Here is a 17,969-nt window from a genome sequence, read left to right on the forward strand (position 1 = left end):
AACATCTATTTGAAAAACACAAGTAAAAAAAGCTTACGAAATCTGTATTTTCCTGCGAGAAAAATTATATTTTTATTATAGATAAAAAAACAGACATCAGTCAGTCGGAAAAAAACTGCTAAAGCCTGTTTCTTTTTTTAATTAATTAGATTTTTTCATCCACTTTTGGACTGCCCAGCGATGACTGCCGCGCTTTAATAAAAGCATCGCTTCATCTGCTGTTACCCAAGCCAGGTTATTGGTTTTTTCTGTCGGCTCAGCGACTTTCTCCCAACTGTCGACAACGTAAAAATAACCGGGATGATAAAAATATGTATCGCGATGACTGGAATAAAAATATTCTACCGCTTCCCCTAAATACGCTCCAACTGTCACTTCAAAACCAAGCTCTTCTAACATTTCGCGATTTATCGCTTCCACGTGGTTTTCTGTTCCTTCAATTTCGCCGCCAGGTAAAAAATAGGCGCCATTTGGGGCTTGTACCAAAATTACTTCTTGTCCTTCATTACGACTCACTACCACATAAGCGCCATAACGCGCTTTATAAGGCTTATCTGACTCCTTTTTCCCAAACACTGGTTCCATTTTGTAACCTCCACTTTTCATTTCATTCATTTTACCCAAATGCAGATACTTTCACAAGTTAAAGCGTATTTCTTATCACAGCTAAAGGCCTATGATAAGATATCTTTATCAAGGAGAAAGGACTGATTTTTTATGAAAATGGCCCATACATGTGTACGTGTCAAAGATTTAGAGGCATCTTTAGCCTTTTATAAAGGAGCTTTTGGCTTTGTTGAAAAAAGCCGCCGCGACTTTCCCGAAAATAAATTTACCTTAGTGTACTTGAGCTTACCTGGGGATGATTATGAATTAGAATTGACCTATAATTATGATCACGCTGCTTATGATTTAGGTGATGGCTATGGCCACATCGCCATTGCAGTAAGCGACTTAGAAGCATTACATGAAAAACAAAAAAATGATAATTATAATGTAACCGACTTAAAAGGATTACCTGGTACTGCACCTTCTTATTATTTTGTTGTTGACCCTGACGGTTACAAAATCGAAGTTATTCGTGAAAAATAAGGATAAATAAATAAAAAAACTGTGCTAAAAGCGCAAAGGAAATAAAAGAAAAGCTACTACTGACTTTTTTTGTGTTTTACTTTGACATTGCTTTTAGCAACAGTTTTTTTAAATAAAGGACGTGGAAAAATGAAACCTGTTATTGGCATCGCCGCAAATGAACAGACCATGATAGACACTGATAGTCACTGGATTAGCTACACGCCAAAAAACTTTGTCACTGGTGTTCAAAATGCTGGCGGCTTACCTTTATTGTTGCCCATTGGCACAATTTATGATGCAAAAAGCTACATACAAAAAATCGATAAATTACTTTTAGCCGGTGGCCAAGACGTATCCCCAGAAAGCTACGGTGCATTACCTCACCAAAAATTAGGTGCGACCAATCACAGACGCGATCTCTTTGAAATGGCGCTGGTAAAAGAAGCAGTCAAGGCCGGCAAACCTGTTATCGGCGTATGTCGTGGGATGCAGTTATTAAATGTCGCCTTTGGTGGGACCTTACTACAAGATTTAAGCTTAGCCAAAGAACCCCTCTTAAAACACGTACAGGTACCAACACCATTTGAACTTCCCACCCATCCTGTTGAAATTAATATGAACAGTCGTTTAGCTGAATTTTTACCGCAAAATTATCAAGTTAATTCCTTTCATCATCAGGTAATCGACGAATTAGCAGCAGAATTTGTCGTAACTGCAACGGCACCTGATGGGGTCATTGAAGGAATTGAAAGTGTCAAATCCCCGGTCATGGGTGTCCAGTGGCATCCAGAGTTGGCTTATTTCACCATCGAAAAAGAACGCGCATTTTTTGAGTATTTTGTTAATAAATTCGCCTAAAAAAAGGGGAATGAAATCCTTTTAAATAAAAAGCAGCTTATCTAATTTGTCCGCTAACTTAAGTGTTAACGAGCTAAATAGTAAGCTGCTTTTTAATTTGCCTCAACTTTAGAAGAAAAAGTAGGGGTGACGCTATTTATTAATTCTCAACTCTATTCACTTATCCGGTATGATAATTGCCTAAATTTCTTACTTCTTTTCTGCTTTCATCATACTTAAAGATTGTTTCAAGGCTGCAATAACGCCGTTTTCGTTGTAAACCAAGACATTTGATTTGTACAAACCCGATGAAATCAGCATAAGAAAAACAGTAAAGACGGCTAAAATCACGACAGAAACAATCGCACTGGAAATGCTGGCTGTATCATTAGCCAGACGAACTGGCATTGCAAATGATGAAAAGAAAGGAATATAGGAACAAATTTTCAGCGCGATATTTTGTGGATCAAACATTCCGACAAATAAGGCTAAAAAGTAAGCTCCCATGGATAAATAAGTGACTGGGATAATCGCTTTTGAAGTATCTTCTGCCTTGTTGACTAAAGAACCACACAATGCCGCTAAAACGGCGTACAACAAAATCCCTAAGATTACAAAGATCGCTGAAAAAATCAAAAATGGACCAAAGAGAGATTCCAAAGATGCATCACCTAAAAATTGTTTGACGATGTCCATATCTTTGAATTTTTGATACCCAAAAATAATCATAAGCCCATAAATTAACAATTGTGTTAAAGCAACCAATAAGACCCCGGTTAATTTCCCATAAAAATGAGTTTGGGCTTTGGTACTTGATAAAATCACTTCCATAATTCGTGTTCCTTTTTCAGAAGCGATTTCTTGGGCAATAATACTAGAATACGTCACGACAAAGATAAACAAGATAATGGCCGAAACATTGGTTACAATCATCTGCAAACTGCTATGATCGTCTTCTGAGGTCATTGTACCAGACTTATCAAAGGAAACTTTTTGCGTCGTTAATTGGGCTGTTTGACTCAATGAGCCCACCTCTTGGGCTGATAGTCCCATCTTTTTGGCCCGCACATTTGACTGCATTTGTGTCAATAGCTGTTGAATCATCAGCTGTGTTGTTTGTCCTAAGGAAGATTCGGTAAAGATTTCGCCTGAAAAACTGTCTCCTTTATTTGTTAAAACCAAAAAGGCATCCAGCTTCTCTTTTGCCAAGTCTTTTTCCGCTGCTTTTTTTGACGGGACGACTTTAAAATCATAATCTTTATGATCCAATTGGGTGAAAGCTTGTCCCAAAGCGGTATTTTCTGAGTAGACGCCAATGGTATTGACATCGGAACTGCCAGCTAATTGGCCAGTAAAGTAATAAAATGCACCCATTAAAAATGGTGCCAAAATTAAAATTAAGAAACTAACTGATTTAACATTTTTCTTATAGACATCTTTAGCAATCACCCAAAACTTACTCATGATTGTCACCTGCTTTCCATTTGAAAATCTCCTCTAGGGTTGGCGGTTGTTGATTAAACATTGGAATATAGCCGTTTTGAGTCGCTCGCATAAAGATTTCTTTGCCTGCATCTGGATTGGATAATGTGATGGCTAAACTTTTGTCTTCTTGGACTACGACCTCTTTTACGCCTTCAATAGCTTGAACATCAGCTTGTGACAAGGACGACTCCAAAAACAGTTTACTCCGTCCAAAAGATTCTCTGATTTCCCGCACTTTTCCGTTTAAAACTGTTTCACCATTTTTCAACATAATCAAATGATCACAAATCTTCTCAACGTTATCCATATTATGACTTGAAAAGATGACACACGCACCTTTTTGGCGTAACTCGATGATGCCATTTTTTAATAACTCAGCATTCACTGGATCCAGCCCGCTGAAAGGCTCATCCAAAATAACCAATTTTGGTTCGTGAATTAAGGTTGCAATTAACTGTACTTTTTGTTGATTTCCTTTTGACAAGGATTTGACTTTATCGGTTTTCTTTCCCTTCACTTCAAACTTTTCCATCCATTTGTCAATTTCAGGAACAATATCTTTGCGTTTTTTCCCTCTTAGCTCCGCAAAGTAAATCAATTGCTCTTCAATGGTGACCTTGGGATAAAGTCCCCGTTCTTCTGGCAGATAACCAATAATGTCATAATCTTTACTACTAATTTTTTCACCATTCCATAAAATTTCACCTTCATCAGGAGTTAAAAAATCCAAAATCAAGCGAAAAGTGGTTGTTTTACCAGCCCCATTTTGCCCAATTAACCCCATAATCGTACCGTCTTGTATTTCAAAGGATAAATCTTTTACTGCGGTATAATCCCCGAAACTTTTTTTCAAATTTTTAACCGTTAGCATTTTTTCACTCCTCGTTTTTTTGGTCTAAATAAAGCCAGCTACGGGCAGAATTTATAATAATAAAGCCAGTGATCCCCCAAGAATTGCACCTAAGATCATTAGCACCACTGTATCTCGCACAATATTTTGCTTTTTGGCAAATTTTTCTGGTTTATTGTAGTATTTGGTTCTTTTTTGATAGAGCAGTTTTATCGTTCCCATACTCATCAATAAAACTACTGGAAAAGTGATCGCCACAAGCGTGACGGCAAAATATATTATCGGCCAATTATCAAAGCTGCCCCCAAAAAAAAAGTTGCCTGCTAAGTAAAAAAGAACGCCCAAAAGTGTGACCCACAACGATTGCAAAAACTGCTGACGCCATTCTTGTCTGATACGAGTTTGATAACTTTTTTCATCGGTAAAAATAGCAGCAGGACAATTACTGACAAAATAACAGTAACGTTTCATAAAAGTTGTGACGTGTTGCCAACCACTATGTTCGTATAAGGCAATATATTCTGCGTAATCTTCTTTTGACCCCGTAAAATAATCCACACTATAGGTAAGGTTTTGTGGCATCCCTTTTTGAAAAACCAGTATGCCCAAGCTATTCATTTTGACAAAATGCCAGCCTTGCTTGGCTTGTTTATTCAAACGTAACATCTCTTTTTCAGGATAAAAAGCTACCCCAAGACTTACTAAATACTTTTTGTCCCCAATTCGCATTTTTTACCTCCCAACTTGTCAAACCGGTTGTAAAAATCGGCGCTATAGCACCTTTAAGCTGAATTTATTTAGCTTATTTCCCGATTTTTTGCCAATAACGCTGCCCCTGCTTCATAAAAAAGACGCCGGCGTTCAATATCTTGTTCCAAAGCTTTTCGACCTTTTGTAGTAATCTGATAAACTTTCTTACGATCAGAATTTTCTTGTAACCTGATGTAATCGGCTTTTTGTAGTTTTTTCAAATTCGTATACATGCTGGCTGGACCAATTTCCATGTAGCCATTAGTTATTTCACTGATTTCTTTCATAATGGCATAGCCATGTTGGGGTTTTAGCAATACGAGCAAAATCGCGTAAACACTATCTGACAAGGCCTCATCCATTCCTGCTCCTCCTCTATATCACAAGTTGATATATCGCTTAGTGATATAGTACGCTAGTCAAGAACCGCTGTCAATTATAAAAAAATTGTATCCCTTCTTTCATCTTTATCCTAAATCTTAACTCGTGTTTTTCTGAAGCTTGAGTAGGCCTAACTTTCTAACTAGAATTTGTGCTGCCTTGTCATCACTTATCTTAGCGACTTCTTGTATTTGCTGACAGGCAATATATAAAAGAAGAAATTGGCGTTGATAACTGCGGTATGCTTGCAACAAAAAAAGCCACTTTTCATTTTTAAAGAATAAACGTAATTTGTAAAAGTAATAAGCCAGATAATGATTCCACGTCTTTTTTTCATAAATAGCATCAACTTCTTTTTGATAAAGGGTAACATCCAGTGGTGCAATCTTCACAAATAATTTATGGCAAACTTCAATAAAATGCAGATGCCCTAAAAAAACTTTGACATCGCCTTCTTTTTTTAGAAAAGCTTTTAAGCGTCGTGCTGTTGTCGCAGGTTTAAAGTAACCCAATTGGTTAGGACTCACGATTAGATACATTTTTTTACCTCCTTTATTTAACAACGAAAAAAAAACGGTACATGTCAAAAAAACAGTACACGCTAAAAAAAATCACCGTTTTAAAAGCTTTTATGAAAATTGCGGCTAAATTAACGTAAGTACTTTTTTGTCTTTAACCTGAATTATTCTTGTGAAAATTTATCCGTCCTTTTGAGTTAAATAATTAAAAAAATTCGGCATAAAAGTCTCCCCACGACTCTTACCCCGAATTTTTTTATTTTTGTTTTATCTCTATCAAATTGCTTCTTCAACTAATTGTTGCCGTTTTTTGTGATTTCCTTTTTTATGGGCATCCCATTTTTCCACTTTTAAAGGTTGATTAAATTCTGCCAATTCTTGCTGTAATTGACGCAATTGATTCATCTTGCCAATTACTTGTTCAATTTGCTCTGGTAGACCATGGCTCCGTGTGGCAAAAGCTGTTAATTTTTCATCAACAAAATCAACAAACTCGTTTTGATCTGTTTGCTGATTAGCAACTTGTTGTGCAATTTGGGTCTGCCAATCACTTAGCTGGCTTAATTCATTTTTCACCAATTCTTCAACACGCTTTACTTCATGCAACATTAATTCAGTATGCTCTTGCAGCTCAAGTTTAAAATGATCGTATAACTCACCACGCGCCTCTTTTTCCCCTGCAAGTAAGCGGCGACTGTCATCAATCGTTTCAATACTCAGCTGATTCATCGAATGATAATGTTGTGCCAATTGTTTTTCTTGTTTATCGGCAAATTCTTCTTGTTCACGTTGCAATTTCGTAATGCGTTTTCTTTGCCCCAGTGTAATCCACAAAACCATAACTAAAACGATAATCCCCAAGCTGGCTATAAATAAAACCACTGTTTGTCCCTCAATTCCCATAATAACCTCCAATATTATTCGAAATATTCACAAAATATAAAATATTATAACTAATGTATTTTAATTTTACCAGTTAATTGTGCATTTTCTCACGAAGTTATTGAAAAAAAAGTTACTTTTTCAGATTAACCAGCTAAATATAGCAGCTTTTTGTGCGTGACAGTAAAATGCTACTGCATCTCTAGGCAACAAAAAAATCACCCCTACAAGCAAAGCATTAAAAATTTGCTTACTTGTAGGGAGTGATTTCCACTTTTACTTGATTATTCTTTTGGCTTTGTCTCAGCAGCCAAAGCACTTTGAATGGTTTTGGCTACAGCTTCGGGAATACCAATTGCGCGAATTTCATCAATAGAAGCATTTTGAATATTTTTTAGAGATTTGAACTCTTTTAACAATGCTTTTTTGCGCTTTGGTCCCAAGCCAGCAATATCATCTAACTTAGAAGCAAAACTCGTTTTACTTCTAAGTTGGCGGTGAAAAGTAATGGCAAAGCGATGAACTTCGTCTTGTATGCGTTGGAGCAAGAAAAACTCAGGTGAATTGCGAGCTAACGGTACCACTTCTAAGTCCTGACCAAAGAGCATCTCGCTGGTTTTATGTTTGTCATTTTTGGCAAGACCGGCAATCGGAATATCTAAACCTAATTGATTATCCAAAACTTCCCGGGCAGCATCCACTTGCCCTTTACCACCATCAATAATGATTAAATCAGGAAAAGGCAAATTCTCTTTTAAGACACGCGCATAGCGGCGATAAATGACTTCCCGCATGGAAGCATAATCATCTGGACCGGTTACAGTTTTAATCTTGTATTTACGGTATTCATTTTTGGCTGGTTTACCGTCAATGAAAACCACCATGGCAGATACTGGGTTAGTCCCCATAATATTGGAGTTATCAAAAGCTTCAATCCGCACTGGCGTTGGAATTTGCATCGCATTGCCTAAACTTTCGATTGCACCGATTGTCCGCTCTTCTTTACGCTCAATTAAATCAAATTTTTCTTTTAAAGCAACCCCAGCATTTTTATTTGCCAATGCTACTAGTTTCTTTTTCTCTCCCCGTTTAGGTTTTAAAACTTTCGTCTGTAACAATGCTTCAACCGACGCTAAATCTATATCATCAGGGATTAAAACTTCTTTTGGAATAAAGTGTTCATTTTCTTGATAGAATTGCCCGACATACGTTAAAAAGTCGTCTTGTGCATCATTGTAGAAAGGAAAAATTGAAACATCTCGTTCAATTAGTTTTCCCTGACGGACAAAAAAGACCTGAACACACATCCAGCCTTTATCAATCGCATAACCAAAAACATCACGATCCATAAAATCAGTTTGTGTCATTTTTTGTTTCGTCATCACAGTATCAATGGCTTTAATTTGATCTCGTAATTCTGCGGCCTTTTCAAATTCTAAATTTGCTGCGGCCTCTTCCATTTCCGTTGCGATATTAGCGCGAATTTCTGTATGACCTCCACTTAAAAAGCGTTTAATTTCGGCTACCATTTCTTCATAAACTTTTGTCGGTACATCAAAAACGCAAGGAGCTAAGCATTGTCCCATGTGATAATACAGACACACTTCTTTTGGTAAAACTTTACATTTACGTAATGGAAAAAGTCGATCTAAAAGTTTTTTGGTTTCATTTGCCGCACCAACATCAGGATACGGGCCAAAATACAAAGCTTTATCCTTTAAGACTTTCCGGGTAATGAGTAACCGCGGGTAAGCTTCATTGGTAATTTTGATAAAGGGATACGTTTTATCATCTTTTAGCATGATATTATATTTGGGATCATTTTTTTTAATTAAATTAATCTCCAACAACAATGCTTCAATATTGGATTCGGTGACGATATATTCAAAATCTTCAATTTCAGATACAAGCCGTTCTGTCTTTGTATCATGACTGCCGGTAAAATAAGAGCGGACACGATTTTTTAAAATTTTGGCTTTTCCGACATAAATAATCGTACCATTTTTATCTTTCATCAGATAACAGCCAGGCTGATCGGGTAAGAGTGCTAATTTATTTTTAATCCGTTCATTCACGCGTAATTTCACCCACTTCATTTTTATCAACTTTCTTAAAATACCTACCAATTATAACATGGGCGTCAACGAAAATAAAAACTGGCGCATCTGCCACAGCCCAATAAAAACACCACAATCCTTTTTTTAAATTCTAGTAAAGCTAACTTTATTTTTAGAACCATGCTAAACAAGAATTGCTCATATAAATTGTTCACCTGCAAAAAATAAAAAAGATTTAGGAAAAGACACGATGCCTCTGCCTAAATCTTTTTTCTAATAATAAATTTTAACCGGTGTATTTCCCGGCATATTGTAATAAAACCACTTGGCATCTGCTACAGACATCCGAATACAGCCATGGGAAGCTCTGCGCCCCAATTTCATCCCTTCAATATGATTAAAGGCACTGGTAGTACCAGGATAGGCAATCGGAACCGTATGGAACAAGTAGACGCCGTGTTGATGGTAAGAGCGGTAAAAGGCACCACCCGACCCTGCATACCAAAAAGATGAGCCCCGTTCGGCTTGAATTTTAAAATTACCATATGGTGTACTTAAATTATTCGGCCATAAACCTAAGCCTGTTGAACAAAGCATGGTATAGATCGTCTTAGAACCCGAACGAATATATACGCGCTGTTTTTTTACCGAAACTTGAATATTTAAGTTTTTAACTTTTAAAGAAGGATACTTGCCGCCGGTGGTATACATGTAATAGCGATTATGAACATTGGTCGTCTCACTTGCTTTTAGCCACCCCAAAGCACCCCCAGGAAGTGTCACATAATAATATGTCCCGCCACTTGTTTTCGCTTCTTTTATCGCCTGCACCATATAGCCTTTATACGTTTTCTTTGCTGATTTTTTACTGCTATTAGGATCAGCTTGACTATAAAAATTCCCCGAATTAGCGTTCATGCGCACGTAGCGGTTAATATTTTTAGTACTATAAATCGTATGGGGATTACCGGTAAAGTCCGCATTTAAATAACCAATCCACGTGTTCCCATTGTAAATAGAGTAATACCAGGCCCCGTTAAAATGACGATACTTGCATTTTACAGTATAAACTTTACCGTAATATTTAGCGGCACTGTCTTTTTTCTGCCAATTAAAGTTACGCCAAAAAGTTGCAGTTTTGGAAGTAATTTTTACTTTACGATTTTCTTTTTGGGCAATCCCCCCTGCATTATTGGCTTGTTTTGCCGCATTGGCATTCAAATAGCCCGCCCATTTATCCTTATTGTCACTTAAGCTGTAATACGTTGCCCCATTGTAATGACGATACATTCCTTTGGCAAGATACGTTTTTGTTAGCATGGCAGCTGTAGTACTTCTTTTTTTCCAGCCAAAACTACTCCACGTCGTGTAATTTTTATTGGTGATCGTCACATAGCGATTCAAGCTTTGGTACACACCTTGACTACCAGCTGCTAATTTAATATCTTTTGCCTCTATATACCCTACCCAGCTATCTTTGTTGTTCTTATTTTCATAAACTGTATAGTAGGTTTTTCCATTAAAATGCTGATAATAACCTTTAATTTTGACCGTTTTACCATAATAGGAGGTTGTATTGCCGCGAACACTATTAAAGTAAAAATTGTTCCAGCGTGTTTTACCTTTTTGCATAAAGGTGCCATAACTGCTTTTGGCATAATATTTTCCTCCGGGGCTAGTATTTAGATCTAGCCCACTGCCTTTTGCAACAAAGCCTAAAAATTGATTTTGATTGTTGTATAAAGCGTAGTACTCTTTTTTGTTAACGGTGTAAATCTCGCGATATTGTAATGTTTTACCGTTAAAATTTTGATTTTTAGCTGCGGTGAAGACGTCTGGTTGGACGCTTAAATTTTTAGTAGTTACAGCAACATAACCTGTTTTTGTCACATAGCTGCCATTGTGCAGCGTTAACGCAGTTTCAGGCACCCAACCAAGTTCAGAATTATTCCCATCTGCTTGGACAATTTGGATCATTTCCCGATTTTCACTGGTTTTTGCGCGATTTGTTACTCGGTATACATTCCCCTGATAAGCAGCCAAGCTTTCCTTTTTTACAAACTGATTTTGAGAATCTAATTGATAGAAAAATTCATCTCCTGCTTTAATTTTGGCATATGTTTTTAAACTTTCTTTCTTGCCTACCAAAGTTTCAAGCACGTCAGCCTGTTTGATTTGAAGCGTATCTGCTGTCGTGGTAGTTTCTGTTGTATTTTCAAAAGTTTCGGTGGTTTGGCTCTGTGTTGCTTGTGTTGTTGAAGTTTGCGTTGTTTGTGTTGCGCTGGAAGTTGTCGCATTTGTCGCTGTTGTTGATTGACTTAACTCACTTTCTCCATTAGCAGAACTCGTATCTGTTTGTGTCTGTGTAGCAGCTAAATTTGACTCACTCGTTTGCGGTGTAGCTGTCTGCCCCCAAGCATTCAGCGGCAATGAAGTCGTTAAAATGCTTGCAACCAACAATACTTTAACCCATTTGTTTTTTTTCATTGTCTACTCCTTTATATTTAATTTTCCTTTTATCTTTACAAATCAATTATAACCGCCAGTTAAGGAAAACAGAAGTGAGAACCTGTCAGAAAAATAAATTTCCACTATTTTTTTAGCCAAATGTAGGTACCATAAAGCTACTAAATTTTTCTTTTTACAAATAAAGAACGTTTTCTAACTAACCACATCTTTCCATAAATCAGATGATCCTAAAAATACGAGAAAACATTTTTCATTCCTTCAATTTATGACTGCAAGACCTTTTGTTATATATGTAAAACTACTGTAAAATAGCCACTAATGCTTTTTGTACTTGCTTTACTTTTGTTAATAGACTTCTAAGAGACAGTCTTTTAGCTCCAACTGTTGCACACTTTGCAGGGATTTTTATTATTTTGATGCGACTATGATTTGCACAAAGAGGAGGTGTGACAAAAATCTTGTCACACCTCCTTTTGTGTAAATGATGTTTTAGCGTAGCCTCATTTAGAATTTATCTCTTTATTTAGTTACCAAATCAAGTGGTGAGTCGATTTTTTCATCCACTTTTTTACCAGCAAAGTGATCATATGCAGCTTGCAAGGCTAATTTTCCCATCTCTTCTGGTTTTTGAGCAATTGTGGCACTCATTTTACCATCTTTAATCGCTTTTAAGCCGTCTTCTGTTCCATCAAAGCCAACAATGATAAAGTCTTTTCCCTTACTACTTGCTGCTTCTGAAGCACCTAATGCCATTTCGTCATTTTGTGCAAAGACACCTTGCAAGTCAGAGTGGGCTTGTAAAATGTTTTCCATCACTGTCAATCCTTTAGCACGGTCAAAGTTAGCAGATTGTTTGTCAGCTACATTTAATTTCCCTTTAGCGTAATCATCAAAACCTTTACCCCGTTCCCGTGTGGCAGAAGCCCCTGGTACGCCTTCTAGTTCTGCTACTTTTGCATTTTCACCTAATTTTTCAATGATAAATTGGGCTGCCATTTTACCGCCTTCTTCGTTATTTGAAGCAACAGTCGTTAATAATTTACCCCCATCACTGCTACGGTCAATTGCAATTACAGGAATGTTGGCACTATTAGCAGATTCCACAGCTGGCACAATTGCTGAAGAGTCGACCGGATTAACTAAAATAACATCAACTTTTTGTTGAATTAAATCATCAATATCGTTACTTTGTTTTGCTGTATCGTCTTGGGCATCGACTACTTTAATTGTGGTTTTATTTTCATCAGCCAATTTTTGAACTCCGTCACGTAATGAAACAAAGAAGGGATTATTTAACGTGGAAACAGAAACTCCGACAGTTAACTCAGCCGGTTTTTTGTCATCTGTTTTACCTTCAGAACTACTTGAGCCGCCCTCTAGACCAGTTGCGCCACATCCTGCCAACATTAGTACACTTGCTGCGAATACGAAAAATTTTTTCATTATTTCTTCCTCCTCATATGAGTGAATTTCTTTTAAAGGATTAAGCTTTTTGCTCACTCCTAAAAACCATTTTTTCCATTGTGTGTTGCTTTTTTAAGGGCTTACATTTTTTAGTTATCTGGGTTTATTTCTTTTTACGATCAAGTAAAACCGCAATCACAATTACGATCCCTTTGACAATCTGTTGATAAAAACTAGAAACACCTAATAGGTTCAACCCGTTGTTCAAAGTACCGATAATCAAAGCCCCGACTAAAGTACCAAAAATACGTCCTTTCCCCCCTGAAAGACTAGTTCCGCCTAAAACTACAGACGCAATTGCATCCATTTCATATGACTGACCAGCTGTCGGTTGGGCAGAATTTAAACGTGAGGTGATAATCATCCCACTAATTGAAGCCATTAAACCGGATAGCGAATAAATCAAAATTTTGATTTTATCGATTTTGACCCCCGCAACAAAAGCCGCTTTTTCATTGCCACCGATAGCATAAGTCTTACGACCAAAAGCCGTTTTGTGCAAAAGAACAAAAAGAACAATAAACATAATAAACAGTAAAACTACTGGAAAAGGAATGCCAAATAAATAGCCCCGACCTAAAAAGCTAAAGAAAAAGCTATCCCCTAAACCGGTAATAGGATTCCCTTTTGTATAAACAAGTGTTGCACCGCGATAAATCGTCATTGTTGCCAAGGTAGCAATAAAAGGTGCCATACTTCCCTTTGAAATTAATAACCCATTAATAGCTCCTAAAATCGCTCCGGTTAAAAGCCCAAGTAAAACGGCTAAAGGTGCACTCATACCATTGGCGATAAAACCGGCTGTTAATGCACTGGATAAAGCGAGTGTTGAGCCCACTGACAAATCAATTCCACCAGTCAAAATGACAAATGTCATTCCAAAAGCAATAAAACCATTGGCAGCAACCTGCCGCAATAAGTTCAACAGATTGTTGGGATTTAAGAATTCACGATTCATAACAGAAACGACAATGACCAAGACAATAAGCGCAAGTAATGGTCCTAATTTTGCAATAATACCTGCTGCATCAAAATTACTTTTTTTAGCGACGTTCTTTTTATTCTCCATTTTTATTTTCCTCCTGTTGCATAAGTCATAATTTTTTCCTGGTCAAAATCTACTTTTTGCAATTCACCATTAATCCTGCCCTCGTGAACGACCAAGATTCTGTCGCTTATTCCCATTACTTCTGGCAAGTCACTGGAAACGACGATAATTGCTACCCCGCGATCTGCTAATTCATTGATCAATTGGTAAATTTCACGTTTAGCACCCACGTCTACTCCACGGGTCGGTTCATCTAAAATCAATACTTTTGGTCCAGCACCGATCCATTTGGCTAAAACAACTTTTTGTTGATTTCCCCCAGACAGATCACCAACGATATCATCCTCAGATTGCACTTTAATTAGAAGTCGTTTAATTAATAGTTCGGCAAATTCTGCTTCTGTTTTTTTATCTATCAAGCCATTTTTTACAAAGCCATCAATGGAAGGCAGACTAATATTATCTAACACAGAGAAGTCCAAAACTAAGCCTTCTGATTTTCTATCCTCTGTTAAAAAGCCAATACCATTTTGAATAGATTTAGCCGGGGACTCGATTTTTTTTGACTCGCCTTCAATCGTGATAGTTCCTTCTTCCAAAGGATCTAAACCGAAAATTCCCCGCATAATTTCTGTACGACCAGCCCCCATTAAACCTGAGAAACCTACAATTTCACCACTTCTAACGTTAAAGGAAACATCTTTGAAAACCCCATTTGCACCGGTTAAGTGCGCTGCTGTAAAGACGACTTCTCCGATGATAGCCGTTTTTTGAGGATAATAATCTGAAATTTCGCGTCCCACCATTTTGCGAACTACTTCATTGACGTCTGTCTCACTGGTTTTTGTCGTATCAATGGAAAGACCATCTCGCATCACGGTGATTTCATCACTGATTTGGAAAATCTCTTCCATTCGGTGGGAAATATAAACGATTGCGACATCTTGTGCTTTTAATTGGTAAATAATTTTGAATAAGGCTTTGATTTCCGTATCAGAAAGGGCGGCGGTAGGTTCATCCATAATCAAAATTTTTGCATCGGTCATTAAAGATTTGGTGATTTCAATCATTTGCTGTTGCCCGACTGATAGCTCATCTAATTCTTTATCTAAATCAAGTGAAATTCCCAACTGAGCAAAATGGTGCAAGGCGATTTCTCGCATTTTCTTTGTATCCAATAAACCAAAAGGGGTCTTTAGTTCGTTGTTCAAAAATAGGTTTTCCAATACGGTCATTTGTGGCCAAGAATTCATTTCTTGATGAATAAAACTAACCCCAAACTCTTCCGCTTCTTTAGGACTTGAAAATGTCTTTTCTTGTCCATCAATTAAAATCGTTCCAGAATCTTTTTTATGCAAACCGGTCAAGATATTCATTAGCGTTGATTTTCCTGCACCATTTTCACCCATCAAGGCGTGAATTTCACCGCTTTTTATTTCAATACTGACATCCCGTAAAACCTGATTTGTGCCAAAAGACTTTGAAATGTTTTTCATTTCAACGTACATGTTATTCCCTCCTTAAAAGATGACAGCAGACTGTAAAATAATGTTGGAATAAGGCGTTACTTCACCAGTACGAATAACGGCTTTACTATTTTGCGTTTGCTTTTTAAATTCTGCGTGAGAAACATAGACAATTTCCGCCTCTTCAGGTAGCGCTTTCAAAACTGCTTGTAATTGTTGGACATTTTGCGTTTTAATTTCCTCTGCTAAAACGACCTTTTCAATTGCCATATCTGAAAGCACCGCCAACAATACATCGTTAAAACTTGGTAGCCCAAACTTTAAAGCTAAGTCAATTTTTGCTACACCATGGGGTACCGGCAGTCCGGCATCCCCAATAGTAATTTGATCTGTGTGACCTAAATCAGCTAAAACTTTTGTAATCTCGCTATTTAAAATGCCATGTTTTTTCATATTGAGGTTGCTCCTTCATCTTTTCTAGTGTTGGCATACCGCCCTGGGCACCAAAGCCTTGGACAGAAATTGCAGCAGCCAAATTGGCAAAACGCAAAGCTTCTGACATCTTCAAGCCATATAGTAAAGCAGTTGCCATCGCAGCGTTAAACGTATCTCCTGCCCCTGTTGTATCAACTGGTTGCACTTCAAAAGCCGGTACAATTTCTTCTTTTTTACCATCGTGATAAATTGCCCCCATCGCCCCGAGGGTAATCACTAACTTATTGGGATATTTTGCTAATACCTGTGAGCGACTTTGATCAGGAAAAATAATTGCCGATTCGTGCTCATTAGGAGTTAAATAAGTTATCTTTTCAAGATAGTCTTTTGCAAGGGGGCGGGCTGGTGCAGGATTTAACAAAGTTTTAATGCCATGTTCCCAACAAAAATCAATAATTGCTTCATTTGTTGCTTGGGGAATTTCATTTTGTAAGATAACTAAGTCACTATTTAACAACTGCGATGCGAATTTCTCAATATTACTAGGCTTTACCTCGTTGTTAGCAGCAGGAATGACAATAATGCTATTATCATGATCGTATAATACGATATGGGCAGAACCGCTTTCAACATGTGTAACCCGTTCCACACAACTTACATCAACCCCATTTTCTACTAAATTATTTAAAATTGCTGTACCAAAATCATCACTGCCAACTGCACCAACCATCGCCACTTCCACACCCAAACGACTGGCAGCTACTGCTTGATTGGCACCTTTACCGCCAAATGCAGTCGCAAATTTTTCACCAAAAACAGTCTCGCCTTGATCAGGCTTAATGTTTGTAGTAACCACAAAATCTGTCGACATACTTCCTACAACCGTAATTTTCATTGTGCTTCCTTCTTTCGTAAAGTATCCCGTTTGACTAAACGAGTTGGTAAGACTAATTTTTTTTGCATCACTTTTTGTCCGTTCATTAACTGATACAACATCTCAGCACCTTTATATCCCATTTCATAAGCCGGCTGATGAATCGTCGTTAGCGGCGGTACCACCAAATTACTAATTGGAATATCATCGTAGCCGATTACTTGTAGGGCATCGGGCACTTTGATATTCCGGCGGTAAGCCTCTTGAATAAGCGCAATCGCATGAATATCACTAGGAGCAATCACAGTATCAACTTGAGGAAATTGTTCAAACACCGCTTGTGCTGTAATAATTGCATCTTCCAATAAAAAAGAAGCAGAGTTCACGATATAGTAATTACTCTTTTGTTGATTTAAAACACTCAAAACTCCTTGTAGTCGTTCTTGGGAGCGATCAATTTCTTTAGGACCAGAGATGACGATAATTTCTTTTGTCTTTCTTTTTAAAACCGTTGTAGCTGCTAAAGCACCGCCAGCCACGTCATCGGCGTGAATGGAATACTCTGAATCCTTGCCTACACGGTCTAAAAACACTAGGGGATGAACACTGTCATAAAAAGCATAGTCGTTATCTACAGCAGATAATACACCAGCCACGTTATTTTGATTAAAGGCGTGTAAATAATCATTAGCGCGTTCAGGATTTTCTTGGACATTGCCTAAAATAACTTGATAACCTTTTGCCTGCAAAAAATCTTCGACACCTTTTGCCAATAATGGGAAAAAAGGATTAGAAATATCCGGTAATAATAATCCCACCAATTTTGATTTTTTTTGATAGAGAGAGCGTGCCACTTCATTGGGACGAAAATCCAAATCTTTTATGGCATTATCAATTTTTTTACGAGACTCTTCACTAACATAACCACTCCCGTTGATTGCTCTTGAAACTGTTGCGACGGATAATCCTGCTAATTTTGCGACATCACGAATCGTTGCCATTTGTTCACCATCTTCCTTATGTAACCGTTTACACACATAATATAAACGATTTGTATTAAAAATGCAACCAGTTAATCTAATTTTTTTATGGATAAATGAAAAATAGTTAATTGACACCATTATCTGCCAGAAAAAGAACTTCATTACACTTTAAATTTTACGGCCAGTTATCTGATTGGTACAAATTTATTTTTCTACTTCCCGACCAACTAAGAAAGGCTTCGCAAACTCGCTCAGCTTTTGAGCAATAAGACTAAAATTTTGTTCAGTCGCTCCTCAGACTTAACAAAATTTTCGCTTATTACCGATAAAGCAAGTTTGTGAAGCCGGACATCGCTAGCGCTTTTAATTTAACGTTTTTAGATGTGAAAATTTTAT

General features: G+C 37.3%; 17 protein-coding genes. 2 read left to right on the forward strand and 15 right to left on the reverse strand.

The genetic code is table 11. From position 1 onward, the window contains the following. Positions 1-141: 141 nt before the first annotated feature. The gene (locus K4422_RS03600; protein WP_206905093.1) at positions 142-585 is read right to left on the reverse strand and encodes an NUDIX hydrolase; all 444 of its coding nucleotides are present in this window, start codon (positions 583-585) and stop codon (positions 142-144) included. Between the two features lie 132 nt (positions 586-717). On the opposite strand from K4422_RS03600, the gene gloA reads away from it, so the two are divergent. Together gloA and K4422_RS03610 are read left to right on the forward strand one after the other, a co-directional pair. Then, a complete protein-coding gene (gene gloA / locus K4422_RS03605) occupies positions 718-1,092 on the forward strand; it encodes a lactoylglutathione lyase (RefSeq protein ID WP_206905105.1) in 375 nt (124 codons plus the stop codon). A gap of 129 nt (positions 1,093-1,221) precedes the next feature. Then, the gene (locus tag K4422_RS03610) at positions 1,222-1,932 is read left to right on the forward strand and encodes a gamma-glutamyl-gamma-aminobutyrate hydrolase family protein (protein ID WP_206905108.1); all 711 of its coding nucleotides are present in this window, start codon (positions 1,222-1,224) and stop codon (positions 1,930-1,932) included. A gap of 189 nt (positions 1,933-2,121) precedes the next feature. Here the strand turns inward: K4422_RS03610 and K4422_RS03615 are convergent, their stop codons facing one another. The 14 genes from K4422_RS03615 to K4422_RS03680 all read right to left on the reverse strand — a co-directional run bounded on the left by K4422_RS03615 (position 2,122) and on the right by K4422_RS03680 (position 17,627). Continuing rightward, positions 2,122-3,375, reverse strand: coding sequence for an ABC transporter permease (locus K4422_RS03615; protein ID WP_230709212.1), 1,254 nt, complete (start codon positions 3,373-3,375; stop codon positions 2,122-2,124). Further along, positions 3,368-4,267: an ABC transporter ATP-binding protein gene (locus tag K4422_RS03620; RefSeq protein ID WP_206905114.1), complete on the reverse strand. Its 900-nt coding sequence runs from the start codon at positions 4,265-4,267 to the stop codon at positions 3,368-3,370. Before K4422_RS03620 ends, K4422_RS03615 begins: the two co-directional genes overlap by 8 nt. A 51-nt stretch (positions 4,268-4,318) precedes the next feature. Next, positions 4,319-4,975, reverse strand: a complete 657-nt coding sequence (locus K4422_RS03625) for a DUF2812 domain-containing protein (protein WP_230709214.1) — start codon at positions 4,973-4,975, stop codon at positions 4,319-4,321. A gap of 68 nt (positions 4,976-5,043) precedes the next feature. Beyond that, positions 5,044-5,358: a PadR family transcriptional regulator gene (locus tag K4422_RS03630; protein ID WP_230709216.1), complete on the reverse strand. Its 315-nt coding sequence runs from the start codon at positions 5,356-5,358 to the stop codon at positions 5,044-5,046. Positions 5,359-5,475: 117 nt separating this feature from the next. After that, positions 5,476-5,916, reverse strand: a complete 441-nt coding sequence (locus tag K4422_RS03635) for a hypothetical protein (RefSeq protein ID WP_230709219.1) — start codon at positions 5,914-5,916, stop codon at positions 5,476-5,478. Positions 5,917-6,171: 255 nt separating this feature from the next. Beyond that, positions 6,172-6,798, reverse strand: a complete 627-nt coding sequence (locus K4422_RS03640) for a hypothetical protein (RefSeq protein WP_230709221.1) — start codon at positions 6,796-6,798, stop codon at positions 6,172-6,174. Between the two features lie 263 nt (positions 6,799-7,061). Further along, the gene (gene uvrC / locus K4422_RS03645; RefSeq protein ID WP_230709517.1) at positions 7,062-8,852 is read right to left on the reverse strand and encodes an excinuclease ABC subunit UvrC; all 1,791 of its coding nucleotides are present in this window, start codon (positions 8,850-8,852) and stop codon (positions 7,062-7,064) included. Between the two features lie 255 nt (positions 8,853-9,107). After that, positions 9,108-11,321, reverse strand: a complete 2,214-nt coding sequence (locus K4422_RS03650) for a L,D-transpeptidase family protein (RefSeq protein ID WP_230709223.1) — start codon at positions 11,319-11,321, stop codon at positions 9,108-9,110. A gap of 501 nt (positions 11,322-11,822) precedes the next feature. After that, on the reverse strand, positions 11,823-12,746 hold the full coding sequence (locus tag K4422_RS03655; RefSeq protein ID WP_230709225.1) for a D-ribose ABC transporter substrate-binding protein: 924 nt from the start codon (positions 12,744-12,746) through the stop codon (positions 11,823-11,825). Positions 12,747-12,870: 124 nt separating this feature from the next. After that, a complete protein-coding gene (locus tag K4422_RS03660; protein WP_206905147.1) occupies positions 12,871-13,836 on the reverse strand; it encodes an ABC transporter permease in 966 nt (321 codons plus the stop codon). Positions 13,837-13,838: 2 nt separating this feature from the next. After that, the gene (locus K4422_RS03665; protein WP_230709226.1) at positions 13,839-15,323 is read right to left on the reverse strand and encodes a sugar ABC transporter ATP-binding protein; all 1,485 of its coding nucleotides are present in this window, start codon (positions 15,321-15,323) and stop codon (positions 13,839-13,841) included. Positions 15,324-15,335: 12 nt separating this feature from the next. Further along, positions 15,336-15,734: a D-ribose pyranase gene (gene rbsD, locus K4422_RS03670; protein WP_230709228.1), complete on the reverse strand. Its 399-nt coding sequence runs from the start codon at positions 15,732-15,734 to the stop codon at positions 15,336-15,338. Further along, a complete protein-coding gene (gene rbsK, locus K4422_RS03675; protein ID WP_230709230.1) occupies positions 15,709-16,611 on the reverse strand; it encodes a ribokinase in 903 nt (300 codons plus the stop codon). The genes rbsD and rbsK overlap by 26 nt, the downstream gene beginning before the upstream one ends. Next, positions 16,608-17,627, reverse strand: a complete 1,020-nt coding sequence (locus tag K4422_RS03680) for a LacI family DNA-binding transcriptional regulator (RefSeq protein WP_230709232.1) — start codon at positions 17,625-17,627, stop codon at positions 16,608-16,610. The genes rbsK and K4422_RS03680 overlap by 4 nt, the downstream gene beginning before the upstream one ends. Positions 17,628-17,969: the final 342 nt, after the last annotated feature.

It is taken from the genome of Enterococcus sp. SMC-9, assembly GCF_021011285.1.
Lineage (GTDB): Bacteria > Bacillota > Bacilli > Lactobacillales > Enterococcaceae > Enterococcus_C > Enterococcus_C montenegrensis.